Source organism: Thiococcus pfennigii (assembly GCF_016583835.1).
Lineage (GTDB): Bacteria > Pseudomonadota > Gammaproteobacteria > Chromatiales > Chromatiaceae > Thiococcus > Thiococcus pfennigii.
The window spans coordinates 87,941-105,731 of record NZ_NRRW01000006.1 but is presented as its reverse complement, the minus strand read 5'-3'; the positions used below and the strand labels follow the sequence as shown (position 1 = coordinate 105,731).

General features: G+C 65.6%; 17 protein-coding genes and 1 tRNA gene. 9 read left to right on the top strand and 9 right to left on the bottom strand.

Annotated features, from left to right (window positions below; translation table 11 throughout):
* The first annotated feature begins 380 nt into the window (after nt 1-380).
* Complete coding sequence (locus CKO41_RS03665) at nt 381-1,775, top strand: ribulose-bisphosphate carboxylase (RefSeq protein WP_200253588.1); 1,395 nt, start codon at nt 381-383, stop codon at nt 1,773-1,775.
* 331 nt (nt 1,776-2,106) lie between these two features.
* On the opposite strand, the gene CKO41_RS03660 is transcribed toward CKO41_RS03665, so the two are convergent.
* The 7 genes from CKO41_RS03660 to CKO41_RS03630 all read right to left on the bottom strand — a co-directional run bounded on the left by CKO41_RS03660 (nt 2,107) and on the right by CKO41_RS03630 (nt 8,886).
* Nucleotides 2,107-3,837, bottom strand: a complete 1,731-nt coding sequence (locus CKO41_RS03660) for a nickel-dependent hydrogenase large subunit (protein WP_200381301.1) — start codon at nt 3,835-3,837, stop codon at nt 2,107-2,109.
* A 91-nt stretch (nt 3,838-3,928) separates the two neighbouring features.
* Nucleotides 3,929-5,191, bottom strand: coding sequence for a (Fe-S)-binding protein (locus CKO41_RS03655; protein WP_200381300.1), 1,263 nt, complete (start codon nt 5,189-5,191; stop codon nt 3,929-3,931).
* The gene (locus CKO41_RS03650) at nt 5,188-5,850 is read right to left on the bottom strand and encodes a hypothetical protein (RefSeq protein WP_200381299.1); all 663 of its coding nucleotides are present in this window, start codon (nt 5,848-5,850) and stop codon (nt 5,188-5,190) included. Before CKO41_RS03650 ends, CKO41_RS03655 begins: the two co-directional genes overlap by 4 nt.
* Nucleotides 5,847-6,944 carry a hydrogenase small subunit gene (locus CKO41_RS03645; RefSeq protein WP_200381298.1) on the bottom strand — a complete coding sequence of 366 codons (1,098 nt, stop codon included), beginning with the start codon at nt 6,942-6,944 and terminating at the stop codon, nt 5,847-5,849. The genes CKO41_RS03650 and CKO41_RS03645 overlap by 4 nt, the downstream gene beginning before the upstream one ends.
* Nucleotides 6,945-6,973: 29 nt before the next feature.
* On the bottom strand, nt 6,974-7,387 hold the full coding sequence (locus CKO41_RS03640; protein ID WP_338113794.1) for a hydrogenase expression/formation protein: 414 nt from the start codon (nt 7,385-7,387) through the stop codon (nt 6,974-6,976).
* Nucleotides 7,388-7,490: 103 nt separating this feature from the next.
* Complete coding sequence (locus tag CKO41_RS03635; RefSeq protein WP_200381297.1) at nt 7,491-7,802, bottom strand: putative signal transducing protein; 312 nt, start codon at nt 7,800-7,802, stop codon at nt 7,491-7,493.
* A 31-nt stretch (nt 7,803-7,833) separates the two neighbouring features.
* Nucleotides 7,834-8,886, bottom strand: coding sequence for a TerY-C metal binding domain-containing protein (locus CKO41_RS03630; RefSeq protein ID WP_200381296.1), 1,053 nt, complete (start codon nt 8,884-8,886; stop codon nt 7,834-7,836).
* 608 nt (nt 8,887-9,494) lie between these two features.
* Between CKO41_RS03630 and CKO41_RS03625 the strand changes: the two genes are divergently transcribed.
* The 6 genes from CKO41_RS03625 (at nt 9,495) to CKO41_RS03600 (ending at nt 14,462) form a co-directional block, all read left to right on the top strand.
* Nucleotides 9,495-9,785: a type II toxin -antitoxin system TacA 1-like antitoxin gene (locus CKO41_RS03625; RefSeq protein WP_242463919.1), complete on the top strand. Its 291-nt coding sequence runs from the start codon at nt 9,495-9,497 to the stop codon at nt 9,783-9,785.
* On the top strand, nt 9,782-10,294 hold the full coding sequence (locus CKO41_RS03620) for a GNAT family N-acetyltransferase (RefSeq protein ID WP_200381294.1): 513 nt from the start codon (nt 9,782-9,784) through the stop codon (nt 10,292-10,294). The genes CKO41_RS03625 and CKO41_RS03620 overlap by 4 nt, the downstream gene beginning before the upstream one ends.
* A 311-nt stretch (nt 10,295-10,605) precedes the next feature.
* Nucleotides 10,606-12,033, top strand: coding sequence for a hypothetical protein (locus CKO41_RS03615; protein WP_200381293.1), 1,428 nt, complete (start codon nt 10,606-10,608; stop codon nt 12,031-12,033).
* Nucleotides 12,034-12,127: 94 nt separating this feature from the next.
* On the top strand, nt 12,128-13,012 hold the full coding sequence (locus tag CKO41_RS03610; protein ID WP_200381292.1) for a transposase: 885 nt from the start codon (nt 12,128-12,130) through the stop codon (nt 13,010-13,012).
* A gap of 66 nt (nt 13,013-13,078) precedes the next feature.
* Complete coding sequence (locus CKO41_RS03605; protein WP_338115532.1) at nt 13,079-13,423, top strand: zinc ribbon domain-containing protein YjdM; 345 nt, start codon at nt 13,079-13,081, stop codon at nt 13,421-13,423.
* 409 nt (nt 13,424-13,832) lie between these two features.
* Nucleotides 13,833-14,462: a hypothetical protein gene (locus tag CKO41_RS03600; protein ID WP_200381291.1), complete on the top strand. Its 630-nt coding sequence runs from the start codon at nt 13,833-13,835 to the stop codon at nt 14,460-14,462.
* Nucleotides 14,463-14,695: 233 nt separating this feature from the next.
* Here CKO41_RS03600 and CKO41_RS03595 read toward each other — a convergent pair whose 3' ends face one another.
* Both CKO41_RS03595 and CKO41_RS03590 read right to left on the bottom strand, forming a co-directional pair.
* On the bottom strand, nt 14,696-15,298 hold the full coding sequence (locus tag CKO41_RS03595; RefSeq protein ID WP_200381290.1) for a hypothetical protein: 603 nt from the start codon (nt 15,296-15,298) through the stop codon (nt 14,696-14,698).
* Nucleotides 15,299-15,419: 121 nt separating this feature from the next.
* A tRNA-Leu gene (locus CKO41_RS03590) sits at nt 15,420-15,504 on the bottom strand.
* 172 nt (nt 15,505-15,676) lie between these two features.
* On the opposite strand from CKO41_RS03590, the gene CKO41_RS03585 reads away from it, so the two are divergent.
* Nucleotides 15,677-16,267 (top strand): D-sedoheptulose-7-phosphate isomerase, encoded by a 591-nt coding sequence (locus CKO41_RS03585; RefSeq protein WP_200381289.1) that lies wholly within the window; start codon nt 15,677-15,679, stop codon nt 16,265-16,267.
* A 31-nt stretch (nt 16,268-16,298) separates the two neighbouring features.
* A complete protein-coding gene (gene rfaE1, locus CKO41_RS03580) occupies nt 16,299-17,783 on the top strand; it encodes a D-glycero-beta-D-manno-heptose-7-phosphate kinase (RefSeq protein WP_200381288.1) in 1,485 nt (494 codons plus the stop codon).
* Nucleotides 17,784-17,791 lie beyond the last annotated feature (8 nt).

The following is a 17,791-nucleotide window of genomic DNA, read 5'->3' as shown; positions in this document are numbered from 1 at the left end:
GCCGGGGCGGCCCTCGGGCCGCCCCGGCCGTCGCCGCGTGCGGCGGCCGTCCCTCACCGCCCCCGTCAGCAGGCCGGCCCCCCGGACGACGCCGCACGCAGCCGTCGCGCACGGGCATCGGCACCCGCAACGACGGCCCGCCTTCGCCTTCCCAACGGCACGCGCTCGACCGCACGATCGTCGTCGGTCCCGAGGACCGAATCCGGCCGAATACATAAGGGATGATTATGAACATAATAAAATATTAAGATTGTATTTATATAATAATTCCTTCTAAACTGCCTGGAAATCGATGGCGCCACGGCCCGCCCCCGGGCCGACATCGCCGGCTCTACCAAATCCGGGGGCCTACCGCCCCAGCAACCTTCGAGGAAAATCGGATGGCTCTCGACCAGTCTGCACGTTACGCCGACCTGACCCTGAAAGAGATCGACCTGATCGACGGAGGCAAGCACATCCTGTGCGCCTACCGGATGAAGCCCAAGGCCGGCTACGGCTATCTGGAGGCCGCCGCCCACTTCGCCGCCGAGTCCTCGACCGGCACCAACGTCGAGGTCTGCACCACCGACGACTTCACGAAGGGCGTCGACGCGCTCGTCTACTACGTCGACGAGGCGCGCGAGGAGATGCGCATCGCCTACCCGCTGGATCTCTTCGATCGCAACATGATCGATGGGCGGATGATGATGGTGTCCTTCCTGACCCTGACCATCGGCAACAACCAGGGCATGGGCGACATCGAATATGCCAAGATGGTCGACTTCTGGGTGCCGCCGCGCGCGATCCAGCTCTTCGACGGCCCGTCGAAAGGCATCGCCGACCTGTGGCGCATCCTCGGCCGCCCGGTCCAGGACGGCGGCTACATCGCCGGCACCATCATCAAGCCGAAGCTCGGCCTGCGCCCCGAGCCCTTCGCCGAGGCCGCCTACCAGTTCTGGCTGGGTGGCGACTTCATCAAGAACGACGAACCGCAGGGCAACCAGGTCTTCGCCCCGGTGAAGCAGGTCATGCCGCTGGTCTACGACGCGATGAAGCGCGCGATGGACGAGACCGGCGAGGCCAAGCTCTTCTCGATGAACATCACCGCCGACGACCACTTCGAGATGTGCGCGCGCGCCGACTTCGCGCTGGAGACCTTCGGTCCCGATGCCGACAAGCTCGCGTTCCTCGTCGACGGCTATGTCGGCGGCCCGGGCATGGTCACGACCGCCCGCCGCCAGTATCCGGATCAGTACCTGCACTACCACCGCGCCGGTCACGGCGCCGTGACCTCGCCGAGCTCCAAGCGCGGCTACACGGCCTTCGTGCTGGCCAAGATGGCCCGGCTCCAGGGCGCCTCGGGCATCCACGTCGGCACCATGGGCTACGGCAAGATGGAGGGCGACGCCGACGACCGCGTCATCGCCTACATGATGGAGCGCGACGCCTGCGAAGGCCCGATCTACTATCAGGAGTGGTACGGCATGAAGCCGACGACGCCGATCATCTCGGGTGGTATGAACGCGTTGCGCCTGCCGGGCTTCTTCAAGAACCTCGGCCACGGCAACGTGATCAACACCGCCGGCGGCGGCTCCTACGGCCACTTGGACTCGCCAGCGGCCGGCGCCCGGTCGCTGCGTCAGGCCTACGAGTGCTGGAAGAGCGGCGCCGACCCGATCGAGTTCGCCAAGGAGCACAAGGAGTTCGCCCGCGCCTTCGCCTCCTTCCCGAACGATGCCGATCAGCTCTTCCCGGGCTGGCGCGAGCGCCTGGGCAAGTTCGCCCTGGAGGCGTAAGGCGGCAGGCAAGAGTGGGGCACCGACAGTGCCCCCGCGGTTTGCACGAGGAGGACAACGTCGGCCGACCCAGGCGACGGATCGTCGCGGCGGATCGACGCTCGTGCTTTCGTATCTGACCCGTCCTCAGATCGAAAGCCCCCAGCCATCGCAGAATGGCCCGATTGGGGCCGCCGCGCGCAGGCGCGGCGGCCATCCCGCGAGCAGGGACGCTCCGCCCTTTCTCCCGTTTCTCCAATCCCTTCCTCGACCGCCGCCCGTGCCTCGCCAGACGGCCCCGAACGGCGTCCCGGTCGCCGACGGCACGGCCCCCACACTGACACCTTGACCTTCAGGTCACCCGGATGTCGATCGACTCGCCGGTGTGCGGATCGCTCAGGTGGACGGCGCAGGCGATGCAGGGGTCGAACGAGTGGATCGTGCGCAGGATCTCCAGCGGCTGCTGCGCATCGACGAGCTGCGTGTTGTCCTGCAAGGCCGCCTCGTACGCACCGGGCACCCCGTCAGGATCGCGCGGCCCGGCGTTCCAGGTCGAGGGGACCACGGCCTGGTAGTTGGCGATGCGCCCATCCTCGATGACGATCCAGTGACCGAGCGCCCCGCGCGGCGCCTCCATGAAGCCGGCCCCGCGGGCCTCGCGTGGCCAGGTCGCCGGCTCCCAGAGCCGGTCGTTGAAGGTCGCGAGTTCGCCGGCGCGGACGTTGCCGATCAGGGCGTCGTACCAGCCGTCCAGGGCATCGGCGATGACCTTGGTCTCCAGCGTGCGCGCCGCCGTGCGCCCAAGGGTCGAGAACAGGGCCTCGACCGGCAGGTCGAGCCGCGCGAGCGCCGAGTCCACCAACCCGCGCGTCTGCTCGTGGCCGCTCGCGTAGAGCATCAGGACGCGGGCCAGCGGCCCGACCTCGACCGAGCGGCCCTTCCAGCGCGGCGACTTGAGCCATGAATACCCCTGCGCGACGTCGAGCTGACGATACGGGGGCGCGACGCCGCCACGGGCGTCGTAGCTCAGGTTGGTCTCGCCGTCGTAGGGGTGCAGCCCCTGGTCGTTGCCGGCGCTGTAGTCGTACCAGGAATGGGCGATGAACTCCTGGATCTCGTCGTCGGCGTGCAGATCGACGTCGTGAAGCCGCGACAGGTCCCGATCGAGGATGACGCCGCGCGGAAACAGGAAGGTCGCCGGGTCGAGCGCCGCCCCGGCGGGCAGGTCGCCGTAGCAGAGGAAGTTGCCGAGCCCCTCGCCGCGCTCGGCCCAGTCCTTGTAGAAGCCGGCGATCGCGAGCGTATCGGGCAGATAGACCTGGTCGACGAAGGTCTGCATCCCGTCGATGATGGTGCGCACCTGGGCGAGGCGCTTGGCGTTGAGCGCAGAGTCCGAGTCGAGGTCGATCGGCGAGGTCACGCCGCCGACGACGAAGTTCGGGTGCGGGTTCTTGCCGCCGAAGATGGTCAGCAGTCGCGCCGCGTCGCGCTGCCAGGCGAGCGCCTCCAGGTAGTGGGCGACCGCCATCAGGTTGGCCTCGGCCGGCAGCCGGTAGGCCGGATGGCCCCAATAGCCGTTGGCGAAGATCCCGAGCTGCCCGCCCTCGACGAAGCCCTTGAGGCGCCGCTGCACGTCGGCGAAATACCCGGGCGAGCTCTTCGGATAGTCGCTGATCGACTGGGCCAGCGCCGAGGTCTGCTTGGGGTCCGCCTGCAAGGCCGAGACGATGTCGACCCAGTCGAGGGCATGCAGGTGATAGAAGTGCATCACGTGATCGTGCACGAACTGGGCGCCGATCATCAGGTTGCGGATCAGCTGCGCGTTGGCCGGGATCTCGTAGCCGAGCGCATCCTCGACGGCGCGCACCGCCGCGATGCCGTGCACCAGCGTACAGACCCCACAGATGCGCTGCGTGAAGGCCCAGGCGTCGCGCGGGTCGCGCCCGCGCAGGATGGTCTCGATGCCGCGCACCATGGTGCCCGAGGAGTAGGCCCCGATGATGGTATCGCCCGAGAGCTCGGCCTCGATGCGCAGGTGGCCCTCGATGCGGGTGATGGGGTCGACGACGACGCGTTCGGTCATGGCGATGGCTCTCCGGCGCGGGACCGCGCCCGGCGGCGCGGCCCCCGGCTTTCTCTGGGGCTGTCTCTCGGGCTGTCGCTCGCGGCCGCGGCTACTTCTCGACCAGGTGCTCGGCCAGCATCTCGGTCAGGCCGACGACCGGGATGTCCATGTTGAACTCCTCCAGGCCCTCCTCGAGCTGGGTCCGGCAGGTCGCGCACATGGTCACCATCCGCTCCGGCTCGACGGCCTCGATCTGGGCCTTCTTGCGCTTGAAGGCGGCCCGCCGCAGCGCATCGGCGCGCTCGTTGGAACTGACCCCGCCGCCGGCGCCGCAGCACCATTGGTAGCGGCCGTGCTCCTCCAAGTCGACGAAGTTCTCGGCCACCAGGTCCATCAGGTTGCGCTGCTCCTGGATGACGCCGCTCTTGCGCGCCAGGTTGCAGGGGTCGTGCAGCGACAGGCGATCGGTCTCCTTGCCCTCGGTACGGAGGCGCCCGGCGGCGCGCAGCGCATCGAGCACCTCGATGATGTGATAGACGTGGAACGGATAGGGCCGCCCGATCAGGTTCGGCCCCTCCCAGCGCACCGCCGTGTAGGCATGGCCGCACTCGGGGCTGATGACGTTCTTCACGCGCAGCTTCACGGCGGCATCGACGATGCGTTGCACCAGGGTCGCGGCGATGTCCTTCGAGCCGATCTGGACGCCGGCATTGGTCGCCTCGAAGCAGTCGGTGCTCAGGGTCCAGCCGACCCCGGCGTGGTCGAAGATCCGCGCGATCGCCTCCAGGTACTCGGGGAAGTTGATGATCTCCATCGACGAGAGGAGCACCAGGTACTCGACATCGGGCACGTCGACCGGCACCGTGAGGCCGGTGCTCGACTCGACATGCCGGATCTGGACCTCGAGGGTCTTCCACTGGAGCCCCATCGGGCTACCCGTCTGCACGGCCCGCACCGCGGCGCCGATCAGACCCTCCGGGGCGTGGCCCGAGGCGACCATGCCCTCGCGCGCCTTGCGGATCATGTACTGGAGGTCGTTGCCGACCGGACAGACCAGCGAGCAGCGCCCGCACATGGTGCAGGAGTCGTAGAGGAGCTCCTCCCACTCGGCGAGCAGCGCATCCGTGACCTTCGGCGACAGCCCGAGCCCCGCCTTGATACGGCCCCACAGCGTGAACTCCCGCTCCCAGACGCGGCGCAACGGCTCGAGCTTCAGGACCGGTGTGTACTTCGGATCGCCGGTCTCCAGATAGAAGGGACAGGCCTGGGCGCAGAGGCCGCAGTGCACGCAGCTCGAGAAGAAGGCGGCGACCGGGGCGTCGATCTCGGCGCGCAATGCCTGGAGGCCGCGCTCGATGGACGGCTCGCTCATGACTGGACCCCCTTGCGACCGAAGATGGCGCCGTTGTACCAGCGGGCGATGAAGGCCGTGAAGATGTGCGTGAGCTTGGTGAAGGGCAGCACGATCAGAAAGATCTCGGCGGCGAGGATGTGCAGCCCGAGCGCCAGCGGATAGGGCCCGATCAGCCGGTGATAGGCGAGATAACCGGTGATCAGCGGCAGGAAGGTCACGGTCCAGATCAGGTAGTCCTCGGCCGTGCTCAGGTGCCGCTTGACCGGGTGGCGCAGCCGGTGGATCAGGGTCGCGACCAGCGCGACCAGGGTCACCGCCGTCGCCGCGTCGACGACCGGGTTCGGCAGCCCAGGCCAGCCGAGGCCGATCAGGGCCTGGATCAACTCGATGTGCGGGATGAACAGGAGCAGCGCGATCAGGAAGCCCACGTGCCAAATCCAGCCGACGAGGACGTCGAACGGCGCCCGTTGGAAGGTCCCCGGATCGGCCACCGAGCGGGTCAGGACCGTGCGCAGCCCCGGCCCCCACTCGCCACCGCGCGGCTCGGCGTAGTTCGGCCGACGCCCGAGCAGAAAGATCTCCAGGAGCCGCGCGAGGGTCCCGAGCGCGAAGATCGCCAGCGCCCAATTGAACATGGGTCCCTTCACCCACAGCAGGAATGCCATCGGATCGCTCATTGCCGCTGCTCCAGCTCGTCGACCGTGACCGGCTCGCGCGCCTGCTCCCCGGCGCGCACCCGCCGCCGCGTCAGGGCGACCGCGGCACCACCGACGACGGCACCGACCGCCCCGGCGGCCAGGATCCGCGCCCCGTCGATCTCGGCCGGCACCGAGAGCGCCCGGTAGAAGCCGCCGGCATCCCAGAAACTCGCCTCGGAACAGCCGAGGCAAGGGGCGCCGGCCTCGACCGGCCAGCTCGTACCGCCGTTCCAGCGCATGGTCGCGCAGGCGTTGTAGGTGCTCGGCCCCTTGCAGCCGAGCCGGTAGAGGCACCAGCCGGCGCGCGCGCCTTCGTCGTCGAAGGTCTCGGCGAAGAGCCCCTTGTCGTAGAACGGCCGGCGGTAGCAGCGGTCGTGGATCGCCTGGCCGTAGAAGGCCCGCGGGCGGCGGTACTCATCGAGCTCCGGCAACTGGCCGAAGACCAGGTACTGGGCGAGCACGCCCGTGATGACCATCGGCACCGGCGGGCAGCCGGGGACATTGATGACCGGCTTGTCGGTGACGATGTCGGAGACCGAGACGGCGCCGGTCGGGTTGGGCCGGGCCTGCGGCAGGCCACCGAAGGCGGCACAGGTGCCGATCGCGATCACGGCCGCGGCCCCGGCGAGGGCCTCCTCGAGCATCTGGAGATTGGAGATGCCGGCGATCGTCGAGTAGCCCGGGTTGGCCCGCGGCCCCGGCAACGACCCGTCGACGACCAGCAGGTACTCGCCCCAGTGCGCGCGCATCGCCTCCTCGCGCGCCCGCTCGGCGGCCTCGCCCGAGGCGGCCTGGAGGGTGTGGTGGTAGTCGAGCGAGACGACGTCGAGGATCAGATCCTCGATCGTCGGCGAGAAGCTGCGCGTCAGCGATTCGGTGCAGCCGGTGCACTCCTGGAACGACAGCCAGATCACCGACGGGCGCCGCGCCCGCTCCAGCGCCGCGGCGATGGCCGGCGCCATGCTCGGCGGCAGGGCCATCAGCGAGGCCGTCGCCGCACAGTACTTCAGGAAGCCGCGGCGCGACACGCCCCGCTCGCGCAGCCTCTCGCCGAGGGTCTTCGATGCCGCCATGGTCCCTCCTCGCACTGGCTCTGTGAGGGTCAAGGGCCGCCGTCCGCCGCGGCACCCAGGCGGGCGTCGAGGATGGCGACGGCCTGTTCGATGTCCTGCGCCGGCGAGCGCAGGATCTCCGGAAACTCAGCGACCTCGATCTGCAGGGTCAACCGCTGGTCGTCGCCGTCACGGTGGTCGACGAGCCAAACGCCGGGGACCGCACTCTCCCAGACCCGCGTCGGCCCGAGGGCCTCGACGCGCGCCTCGACCTCGCCGCGCCCGAGCCAGGCGAGGAGCCGCTCCAGGTCGCCCGGGGCGAACGGTTGGGCGCGCAGGTCGATCAGGGTCGACTCGCCCGTCGCCACGAAGTGCCGCAGCGCGTGGCGCACCTCGTTCAGGATGGCCTTCGCGGCGTCCCAGTCGGGGCCGCCGGCCGCGGGCATGGTGGCTGGATCGGACACGGATCCCCCCGTCATCGATATATCGATTCTAGGCGATCTACTAATGTAGACCCTTGACGCAGCGCATTGAAGGTGAACGCGGCGCCGCCGACCGCGCGGGCGGTCAGTCGCGCGGCCGGCCGCAGCGCCAGCAGAGCTCGAAGCTGTCTTCGAGCCGTTCGCCGCAGCCGGGGCAGACCCAGTCCGGCCCCGGCGGGCGGTCCGCGGCGGCGAGAAACTGCGCGAGCAGGGCGCGGGCCCGCCCCAGGTCGGCCTCATCGAGGACCCAGACCGTCGGCCAAATGCCGGCCGGCAGCTCGCCGGCGGCCCCGGCCAGGTAGTCGCCGAAGATGGCGGCGCCGATGCGGTGGCGACCGAGGAGGTCGACGAGGAGCTGGGCCTCGATCCGGTCGCGGGCCTCGTAGAGACGCTGCACGGGGACCCCCGGGGCGAGCGCGCGCCCGCCGTCAGCCGAGGCCGCGCCCGACGGCAAAGCCGCCCTCGTCGGGCGACGGGCCGGCGCTGAAGCTGGCCTGTCGGCCGCACCAGGGACAGACGGCCTCGCCAGGACCGCCGACGCATAGGAGCCGACCGCAGCCGCAGAGGGCGAAGGCCGTCGCGTTGCCGCAGTGCGGACAGCCGGGCACGCCGAGGAGCTCGGAGGTGCTGACCTCCAGGCCGCCGGTGCGCGGATCCGACCAGTCGAAATAGGCCTCCTCGAGCGGGTAGCAGCCGGCCAGCCGGTAGAGCGAGACGTCGACGCGCAGCGCACCGGTCGCGACCTCGCGGCGCTCGCGTTCGTACTTGATGAGGTAGGCGCGGCGCGTGTTCTGGCAGCGCCCGACCAAGGTCACGCAGGCGGCATCGGGGCGCACCGGCGGAGACTCCTTGACGAGGCGCAGGACCGACGTATCGAGGACCGCCTCGGCGCGCCCGTCGCGCGCCGCGCCGAGCGGCTGGCTCCTGGCCAGGATCGAGGCGCTGACCCAGTCGACGAGCCGCGCGAAGTCGCCGGCCTCGCCCTCGTCGAAGAGGAGGACCTGATCGGTCAGCCGCTTGAGGACGGCGAAATCCACATCCGCGCCGATCCCGACTGCGATCAGCGCGGCCCCCTCGGCGTAACGCGCCCGCCAGCGCTCGATCGCCGGCCCCGGGTCGTCGGTCGGACGCCCGTCGGTGAAGAGGTAGACGACCGGGCGCCAGTCGCCCTTGCGCTCGGCCGTGGTGCGCTGCACCGAGGCGTCGATCTCGCCCATCAGCGCCTCGAGCGCACCGCCGAGGCTGGTGCCGCCGCCGAGCGGCAGCTTCGGGGGATAGAAGGAGAAGAGCTCGACCAGCGGGACGATGGTCTTCGCCAGGCCGGCGAAGGCGATCACCGAGATGTGCACCGTCTCGAGCGCGTGCGGATTGGCGCGCAGCGAACGGACAATCCCCTGGAGACCATCCTCCATCTTCCGCAGGCCCTCGCCCGCCATGGACTCCGAGCAGTCGAGGACGAAGAACACCGGCAACCTGCGCATCGGCTCACTCCAGGGTGCGCGCCCGGCTCGCGGCGGGCCGGGACGGTTCCTGATCAGTGTAGCGGATCGCTCGGGGCCGTATCGTCGTACTTCTTGGCGACGCCCAGCGCCGAGGGCGCAGGGTGCCCGCCTCGATCGGGCATCGGGCCACCTCCACGGCCTGGTCCCTGGGCTGGGGCTCGCTGAGGTTGACGAGGATCCGATCATGCCGGCCAGGCTCGGCGGCGGCCTTCGCCGCCAGTGCCCCGGCCTCTTGGGCCACCGGGAATCGATGGGGTTCGGCCTCGAAATGATGTCGAAACCCGTTGCGATGCGGCAAAAGAAGGCTCGCGCAGAAGGACAATAAGAAAAAGCTCGCGCAAAGACGCAGAGGCGCAAAGGAAGAAAGCGCATTGTTCGATGTCCCCAGTGCGCAACTCTTCTCCTTGTCTTCTTCTCTGCGCCTTTGCGTCTCTGCGCGAGATATCTTTTTCTTGTGTCGTCTGCGCGACATGGCACCATCTGATTCACATTATGTGGAGGTCGCACCCAATCGATGCGGAATGAAGCACGCATTGTCATGACAATGTCGGACAGATACCATGGGAACCTGTCAACCGGAGACGCGCATGCCAAACCCTCAAACCCGAAGCACGAAGCTCGATCTGCGGCTCACGCCCGAAGCGAAGGCGCGGCTCATTGCCGCGGCCCAGGAGCGCCACCAGTCGGTGAGCCAGTTCGTATTGAGCAGTGCACTGGAGCGCGCCGACGAAACCCTAGCCGATCGGCGACACTTTCGGCTCGATGCCGAGCGCTGGAGCGCCTTCATCGCAGCACTCGATAGGCCGCCCCGCGCACTGCCGCGCCTCGAGCGTCTCTTGCGTGAACCGACGCCCTTCGATCCGCCCGACTCGGCATGACGACCGGCTTCCGGATCGAGAAGCTGCGACGCGACCATCCGCTCGACGGGTTCTCCAGCGGCCATGAGGCGCTCGATCGCTTCCTCCTGCGCTATGCCTTCACCAATCAGCAGGCCAACGCCTCGCGGACCTATCTCGGTCTGCACGATGATGAGGTGATCGGCTTCTACACCCTCGTGGTGGGTGAGGCGGCGTATGACGATGCCCCACAGCGACTGACCAAGGGGCTCGCTCGCCATCCCGTGCCGATCATGCTGCTTGCCCGACTCGCCGTCGCGGTCCCCTGGCAGCGTCGCGGGATCGGCGCGGGTCTGCTCAAAGACGCCATGCGCCGCACGCTCCAGGCCGCCGAGATTGGCGGTATTCGCGCCTTCGCGGTCCACGCCAAGGACGACGCCGCCCGACGCTTCTACGCCCACTTCGGTCTCGTGCCCTCCCCGACCGATCCGCTTCATCTGTTCCTTCTCGTCAAAGACCTGCGCCCGCTACTCCCGATCGCGCGCCTTTGATGGCATCCGCGCCCGCGGGCAGCGCGGCGTCGGCGGATGCGCTGGCCGGAACAGCCCTGAATCGCGCTATCCCGGGTCCGTTTCGGAGCGTAGATCAATGAGCAGTCGCTCGGCTGCGGCGATGGACGATCGGCCGCATTGTGCAAAAAACGGGCTTGTGCTAGGTTCCAGAGAACCCACGCGAAGCACAAGGTCTTTGCCAGCCTCGGCTGGCCGCGCCGAGCACGGAGGACGAACTAGGCAGAATCTGCCTATCTCAGTAGGCCGATGTTCTGGCTACTCAACTGTTCGATGACAACAGGAGGACAAAGTTGAACGACATTGCGAAATCGACAGGCACCGATCTTGTCGATCCACAAGCCCAGCGAATCGTTGACTTCCTCGAACACATTGGTCTGCCGAACGACAACATCATTGCAGAACAATCTGAGCGCCAGATTATTGGGCAAAATCTCCCTGCCTATATTGCCTCTCTGCCAGATGAAGTTAAGAGAGATGCCCGGTATCTTTCGAAATTTGTTGTGGGGGCAGGATTTGGGCTGTTCGATTACTCACTTAACGCTATTTGGAACGAAGTTGTTCTTGATCTGAGAAAGAAAGCTATCGGTTACGGGCTGGATATCTTCTTTGATTCAGCGGTGGGTGGAAAGGCGCGGGATTTTTATCAAACCGAAGATGACTTAGCATCGCTTAAAGATTCAGTCTTACTCGATACATGCAGAAAACTTGAGCTTATTTCAGATACAACTTATAAAAAGCTCAAGCACATTCTGGAAATGCGCAATGATATTGGCATCTCTCACCCAACGAATTATACGATTAATGCCTTTGAGTTGCTGGGTTGGCTTCAGACCTGCATCCAAGATGTGCTAAATGATAGACCGACTGAAGCCGCGCTTCAGGTGCAAGCTTTTATACAGAACCTTAAAACCTATACAGCACCAATTGATTCCACTACACGCCAGACGATCGAAGCGCGGATCGCAGAGCTTGCTACGCATCATGTGGCAAGCATCTTGAGAACAACTTTTGGTATCTATGTGGGAGTCGATACCGATCCGCAGGTGAGAAAGAACATTTCCCTGATCGCTCCGTCAATTTGGAGAAACTGTGCCGACGAACCAAAGTACAAGCTTGGAATAGTCTTAGAGGGTTACAATACAAACCTGCACAAGGAAAAGTATGAACTCGGGAGCCAGTTCTTCAGTGTTGTTGGTGGCAACCCGTTTCGGTCACCTAATGAACGGACCATCATTGTTGATGGCTTGATCGATCAGCTTCTGGAAAAACACAATGGCTGGGACAACTTTCATCACGAAGCCCCTGTAGCAGACAGTTTAGCATCATACATTCAAGAGCAAAAAGACATTATTCCAAACAATGTTGACAAGCTTGCGAAAGTCATATTGATGTGTCGCATTGGTCGAGGAGTTACTTACTGCCGAGGCGTCTCGCCACGAGGCAAGGGCTACTACGAACACATCCTAGGCAAGCTGGGGGATAAGTACGCACCTCATGCAATGGCGGCGCTCGCGCACTACGAAATCCAAAGGAAGCTAGAGATGCCCGTCTGTCGAGAGCAGGCCAAGCTAGCCCTAGAAACCATTAGGCAGGGTGTCGTAAATGCACGCCTGCTGGAATGTCTCAGTTACCTAATTGAGCGGATTGAAGCCACAGGGAAATGTGTTCTGGATACTCATTTTAAGAAACTCTCCAGTGAATACATTGCGTGGAAGTAACGAAATGTCATCGCAAAACGGGGTCACAAAACGGGGTCACAAAACGGGGTCAGGTCTTGCAATCCAGCACCGCCCGACTACACTTGCTTGGGCCATGGCCAGACCCCTTCGTATCGAGCTAGCCGGCGGGCTCTACCACGTTACCTCGCGCGGCGATCGGCGTGAGGCCATCTATCGTGACGATGCGGACCGCGGCGCTTGGCTGGAGCTCTTAGGCGATGTCTGTGAGCGGTTCAACTGGCGGTGCCACGCCTACTGCCAGATGACGAACCATTACCACGTCGTCGTCGAGACACCTGAGGCCAACCTGTCCAAGGGCATGCGCCAGCTGAACGGTGTCTACACCCAAAGGACCAACCGACGCCACGGGCTGGTCGGACACCTGTTCCAGGGACGCTTCAAAGCCATCTTGGTGGAACGCGATGCGTACCTGTTGGAACTCGCACGCTACGTCGTGCTGAATCCCGTGCGCGCGGGCATGGTCCCGGCGGCGGAAGGGTGGGCATGGAGCAGCTACCGGGCGATGGTCGGGCGGGCGTCGGCGCCGGCGTGGTTGGAGACGGATTGGCTGCTCGGGCAGTTCGGCGAGGAACGCGGCGTCGCGCAGGCAGGATATGCGGATTTCGTTCGCCAAGGGGTCGGCGGTGCGAGCATCTGGGAGGGTCTGCGTCATCCGGTCTTTCTCGGCAGTGAGGGTTTCGCCGAGCGCCATCGCGCGACGACCAAGCCCTTGGAAGGGCTGCGCGAGGTCCCGCGCGCGCAGCGCCGGCCGTTGGCGGAGCCGCTCGCCGGCTTCGCGCGCCGGTATCCCAACCGTGACGAGGCCATGGCTCGGGCCTTCGCCACCGGCGTCTACACGATGCAAGAGATTGCCGCGTTCTTCGGCGTGCATTACTCGACGGTGAGCCGCGCCGTACGACGCCTCACGGCCGCACCAGACTGCAACGCGCCGGCAACCTCGAGCAAGCAGGGTGCTTGAATGAAAGACCTGCCCCGTCGGACCCATCAGGTGCCAACTTTTGCTATAAGAGATTTTTGAAAAGGAATGATGATGAGCAATTTGCCATGCTGTCCGAAGTGCAATTCAGCCTACACATATGAAGATGGTGGCCAGTATGTTTGCCCGGAATGCAGCCACGAATGGAGTACTGCTTCAGAAGAGGCTGTTGAAGACCGGCGCGTGTGGAAAGACGCCTTCGGCAACGAACTCAAAGACGGAGATTCGGTAACCGTTATCAAAGACCTCCAAGTTAAGGGTTCATCTTCAGTTGTCAAAGTCGGAACGAAGGTCAAGAACATTCGCCTCGTTGATGGCGACCACGACATCGACTGCAAGATTGAAGGATTCGGATCCATGCAATTGAAGTCCCAGTACATCAAGAAAGTCTGATCGGCGCCGTTCTATCGCGCCGCTAACAATTATCCGGACATTTTCATGCTTGCGCGTATTGAGTATCCGGAAGCATGCGAGTGGACGGGGTCACCATTTAGCTGACCCCGTCGGGGCGCGTCGGGGCGTGGGCAAGGTCAGAAATGCCGCAGCCCCGTCGCCTCGGGCGGTGACCGCGGAATTCGACGGTTGCGCTAGGCGGCCTTGCTCATAACTGCGGCCACCAAGCAAGCCGCCTGCCGAGAGCCTGAGATAAGACGCTGCTCTTGCAAGACTGTAGCGCCAAACTCCTATCATGAAGATGAGCCTTGATCGGAATTATGAACAAGGCCCTCTAGGCTGCCGTCAGCGCAGCATGTAGCAGCATGTAAAATAAAGGTAATCTGGCTTTATAATCGCAGGAGGGACGATGAACGAGGAAAGGGCAATAAAATTGTTCGAGGATGCGAAACATTACTGCGAGGAAAATCACCCGGAAGAGATTGATTGGGCGAAATCAATCAGCCCAGAAAAATTCAAGCACATGAAATCAAAAAGTTTTTTGATGGAATACTGCTGGGTCGTATATGTGAGCGGCTTTAGGGTGGCGACTATTGAAGAACGCTTTTCAGATCTTCGTTCTGCGTTCAAGGAATTCGAACTCGTCGATCTAGCGAGAATGAGGTCCATCAAGCCGGTACTTGCGGTCTTCAACAACGAACGCAAGGCGAATTCTTTTCTCGAGGGCAGCAAGATGATTGCTAAAGAGGGGTTTTCGGCTTTCAAGAAGCGCCTAAAAGAACAGGGGATTGATGCGCTCGAGGGGCTGCCTGGAATCGGGCCAATAACCAAGTATCACCTCGCAAAGAACATCGGACTTGTAGATGAAGCCAAGCCTGATATTTGGCTTGCCCGTGCCGCACAAGAATGTTCATCAACGGTACAGGATCTTGCGGTACAGGATCTTGTGGCATTTCTCAGCGAAAAATATAGCATGTCGCGCCATGCTGTAGACGTAATTCTATGGCGCTACGGTGTTGATAAAAAGCTTGGGTTGTAAAAGTGGGTGCGCGGGCACGGTTAACGAGAAAGAGATGGGGACATCTCTCGCATGATGCGCATTTCTTGGGGTCGTGGTGTGCTAATGTGTCTGGAGACGTTGCGGGACCAGCCGAGGTCCATCTCGGACGAGGCAATTGGAGGGCACCCGCTCGGGGGCCGCGGTGGGGCGGCCGGGGTCCTGGCCTGCTTGGCAATCCGGACGAGCCTGATCCATGGGGCAGGCCCCTGAGGTCAATCAGGCGAAAGGGGGTCCGAGGTGCCGGTGTCGATCGCGTTCAGATACGACTCGATCGCGGATAGATCGAACCTGAGTATTTCATCGGTGTTCCGGCCGAAGTTGAAGTAGATCGCTGTCCCTTCAGGCTTCTCGTCTTCCCCCGCCAAATCGATCTCCATCAAATACTTGAAGATCAGATAGAACTCGCGCACGAGATCATCCTTGTTCACGAGCGCCTTTCGGTAGAGACCTGTCCCATCGAAGAGAAACCTGGCGTACTCGAATAGCAAGCCGTCCCTGGCCGTCGTCTTGGAGACAGCGAAGAAATGATCCCGGAACTCGTCATCCACCCACACCGGGTCAGGGTCCTGGTCTTCGGCGATCCTTGTTATCCAATCGACAAGGTCCAGGAACGGCGGATACACGTCCGAAAAGGTGATGGGAAACACATCTTGGCCAATGCGCAACCGGGCGTCGATCCAGCCAAATTCCGGGCAGCAGATCGTCCAGGAGAGGGGTTCGACCGTGGTCGGGTGAATCGTCGCGTCGGCCTCGGTCGCTTCGCAGGCGACGAGTCGTTCGCGGCACGCCTTGAATTTCAACTTCGTGTCGAGCATCTCGCCCACCTCGGGCCGCGGGCGAGCGCAGCCCCGGGTTCGACAAGTGAGGGTTGGTCCAACCGTAGCGGCGGGACAGCGAGCCACGTCCGCGACGCGGACGTAAGCCTTTGACGTGAAATGGTGCGCAGGGGGGGACTCGAACCCCCACGGGTTGCCCCACTGGAACCTAAATCCAGGGCGTCTACCAATTCCGCCACCTGCGCGGGGAGGCGAATTCTAGCCGGTTCTCGCCGCGCTGAGAATGGCCGTGCGCCGATCGGGCCGCGGCCGGCGCCGCGCGGCGATTGATTCCGGCCGGCCCCGCCACGCATACTCACGGGCCGGCCAGGTGGCGCGGCCCGAGGCCGCACGCGCCGGCGATCCCGAGCCCGACCGATGCAGACACACATCCGCTCCATCCTCACGACCCACCTCGAGGTGATCCGGCGCCTCGACGCCCTGGTGCCCGACATCGAGCGCTTCGCGCGCCGGGCCGCCGACTGCCTCGCCGCGGGCGGGCGCATCTTCTGGATCGGCAACGGCGGCAGCGCCGCCGATTGCCAGCACCTGGCCGCCGAGCTGGTCGGGCGCTATCAGCGCGCGCGCGACGGCCTGGCCTCGATCGCCCTGACGACGGACAGCTCGATCCTGACCTCGCTCGGCAATGACTTCGGTTTCGAGGCGATCTTCGCCCGCCAGGTCCAGGCGCTCTGCCGCCCCGGCGACCTGCTGGTCGCCCTCTCGACCTCCGGCAACAGCGCCAACGTGCTCGCCGCGCTCGGGCCGGCCGCGGCCCTCGGGGTCTACCGGGTCGGCCTGACCGGCGGCAGCGGCGGGCGCCTGAAGGACGAGACCGACCTGTGCCTGGTCGTGCCGAGCGACAACACCGCGCGCATCCAGGAGGCCCACATCCTGATCGGCCACCTGGTCTGCGATCTGGTCGAAACGACCTTGGCCGAGCGCGAGTCGACCGGAGAGGCGCGATGAGCCGGGCGACGGGCGCGCGGGGGCGGCGCTGATGTTCGCCGCGCCGGGCGAGGTCAGCGAGGTCGTGCGCCGCGGCTTCGACGGCCGGCGCGTGCTGGTCGTCGGCGACCTGATGCTCGATCGCTACATCTGGGGTCGGGTGCGGCGCATCTCGCCGGAGGCACCGGTGCCGATCGTCGCGCTCGCGCGCGAGACCGAGGTGCCGGGCGGCGCCGCCAACGTGGCCCGCAACCTCGCCGGGCTCGGGCTCGCCGTCGAGCTGGCCGGCGTGACCGGCGCCGATGCGGCACGCGACGCCCTGCTCGCGGCCCTCGCCGCCGAGGGCATCGAGGCCGGCGCGGTGCTCGTCGCGAGCGACCGCGGGACGACGACCAAGACCCGTATCGTTGGCGATCACCAGCAGATGCTGCGCATCGACAGCGAGCGCGCGGCGCCGCTCGCCGAGGCCGACGCCGCCCGGCTGCTCGCGGCGCTGAGCGAGCGCCTGCCGGGCCTCGGCGCCCTAGTCCTCTCCGACTACGCCAAGGGCGTGCTCGCCGGCCCGCTCTGCGCCGAGCTGATCGGGCGCGCCCGGGCGCTGGGCATCCCGGTCCTCGTCGACCCGAAGGGGCGCGACTTCGACCGCTATGCCGGCGCGACCCTGATCACCCCGAACCGCGCCGAGCTGGCGCTGGCGACCGATGTCCCGGGCGACGACCAGCCGGGGCTCCTTCGGGCCGGCGAGCGGCTGCGCGCCCGACTCGGCCTCGCGACCCTGGTCGTGACGCTGAGCGAACAGGGCCTGGCCCTGATCGACGCGACCGGCAGCGACCTGATCCCCGCCGTCGCCAAGGAGGTCTTCGACGTCTCCGGGGCCGGCGACACCGTCATCGCGACCTTCGCCGCCGGCCTCGCCGCCGGCCTCGGGGTGCGGGACACCGCCCATCTGGCCAACCTCGCCGCCGGGGTCGTCGTCGGCAAGGTCGGGACCGCCGCGATCGACCGTGCCGAGTTGCTCGCGGCGCTCGCCGACGAGGCGGCCCTCGGGCAGGCCGCCAAGGTCTGCACGCTGCCGGCCGCGATCGAGCAGGTCCACCGCTGGCAGGCGGCCGGCGAGCGGGTCGTCTTCACCAACGGCTGCTTCGACCTGCTCCACGTCGGCCATGTCACCTATCTAGAGCAGGCCCGCCGCTACGGCCGGCGCCTCGTCGTCGGTCTCAACACGGACCGCTCGGTGCGCGCGCTGAAGGGTCCCGAGCGGCCGCTGATCGGCGAGGCGGACCGCGCCCGAGTCCTCGCCGCGCTGGCCGCCGTCGATGCGGTCGTCCTCTTCGACGAGCCGACCCCGCTCGCGCTGATCGAGGCCCTGCGCCCAGACGTCCTCGCCAAGGGCGCCGACTACCGCGAGGAGGACGTCGTCGGCGCCCGCGAAGTGAAGACCTGGGGCGGGCAGGTGGTCCTGGTGCCGCTCGTCGCCGGGCGCAGCACGAGCGGCATCGTCGACCGCCTGCGAGGCGACGACACCGCCGGGGACTGAGCGCCCCG

What these genes read in the sequence shown, in the direction of transcription:
- CKO41_RS03650 (WP_200381299.1), bottom strand. Translation starts at nt 5,850, where the DNA reads ATGAGCGATCCGATGGCATTCCTGCTGTGGGTGAAGGGACCCATGTTC.
- CKO41_RS03595 (WP_200381290.1), bottom strand. Translation starts at nt 15,298, where the DNA reads ATGCTCGACACGAAGTTGAAATTCAAGGCGTGCCGCGAACGACTCGTC.
- CKO41_RS03655 (WP_200381300.1), bottom strand. Translation starts at nt 5,191, where the DNA reads ATGAGCGAGCCGTCCATCGAGCGCGGCCTCCAGGCATTGCGCGCCGAG.
- CKO41_RS03660 (WP_200381301.1), bottom strand. Translation starts at nt 3,837, where the DNA reads ATGACCGAACGCGTCGTCGTCGACCCCATCACCCGCATCGAGGGCCAC.
- CKO41_RS03600 (WP_200381291.1), top strand. Translation starts at nt 13,833, where the DNA reads ATGAACGAGGAAAGGGCAATAAAATTGTTCGAGGATGCGAAACATTAC.
- CKO41_RS03605 (WP_338115532.1), top strand. Translation starts at nt 13,079, where the DNA reads ATGATGATGAGCAATTTGCCATGCTGTCCGAAGTGCAATTCAGCCTAC.
- rfaE1 (WP_200381288.1), top strand. Translation starts at nt 16,299, where the DNA reads ATGTTCGCCGCGCCGGGCGAGGTCAGCGAGGTCGTGCGCCGCGGCTTC.
- CKO41_RS03610 (WP_200381292.1), top strand. Translation starts at nt 12,128, where the DNA reads ATGGCCAGACCCCTTCGTATCGAGCTAGCCGGCGGGCTCTACCACGTT.
- CKO41_RS03585 (WP_200381289.1), top strand. Translation starts at nt 15,677, where the DNA reads ATGCAGACACACATCCGCTCCATCCTCACGACCCACCTCGAGGTGATC.
- CKO41_RS03620 (WP_200381294.1), top strand. Translation starts at nt 9,782, where the DNA reads ATGACGACCGGCTTCCGGATCGAGAAGCTGCGACGCGACCATCCGCTC.
- CKO41_RS03630 (WP_200381296.1), bottom strand. Translation starts at nt 8,886, where the DNA reads ATGCGCAGGTTGCCGGTGTTCTTCGTCCTCGACTGCTCGGAGTCCATG.
- CKO41_RS03625 (WP_242463919.1), top strand. Translation starts at nt 9,495, where the DNA reads ATGCCAAACCCTCAAACCCGAAGCACGAAGCTCGATCTGCGGCTCACG.
- CKO41_RS03665 (WP_200253588.1), top strand. Translation starts at nt 381, where the DNA reads ATGGCTCTCGACCAGTCTGCACGTTACGCCGACCTGACCCTGAAAGAG.
- CKO41_RS03645 (WP_200381298.1), bottom strand. Translation starts at nt 6,944, where the DNA reads ATGGCGGCATCGAAGACCCTCGGCGAGAGGCTGCGCGAGCGGGGCGTG.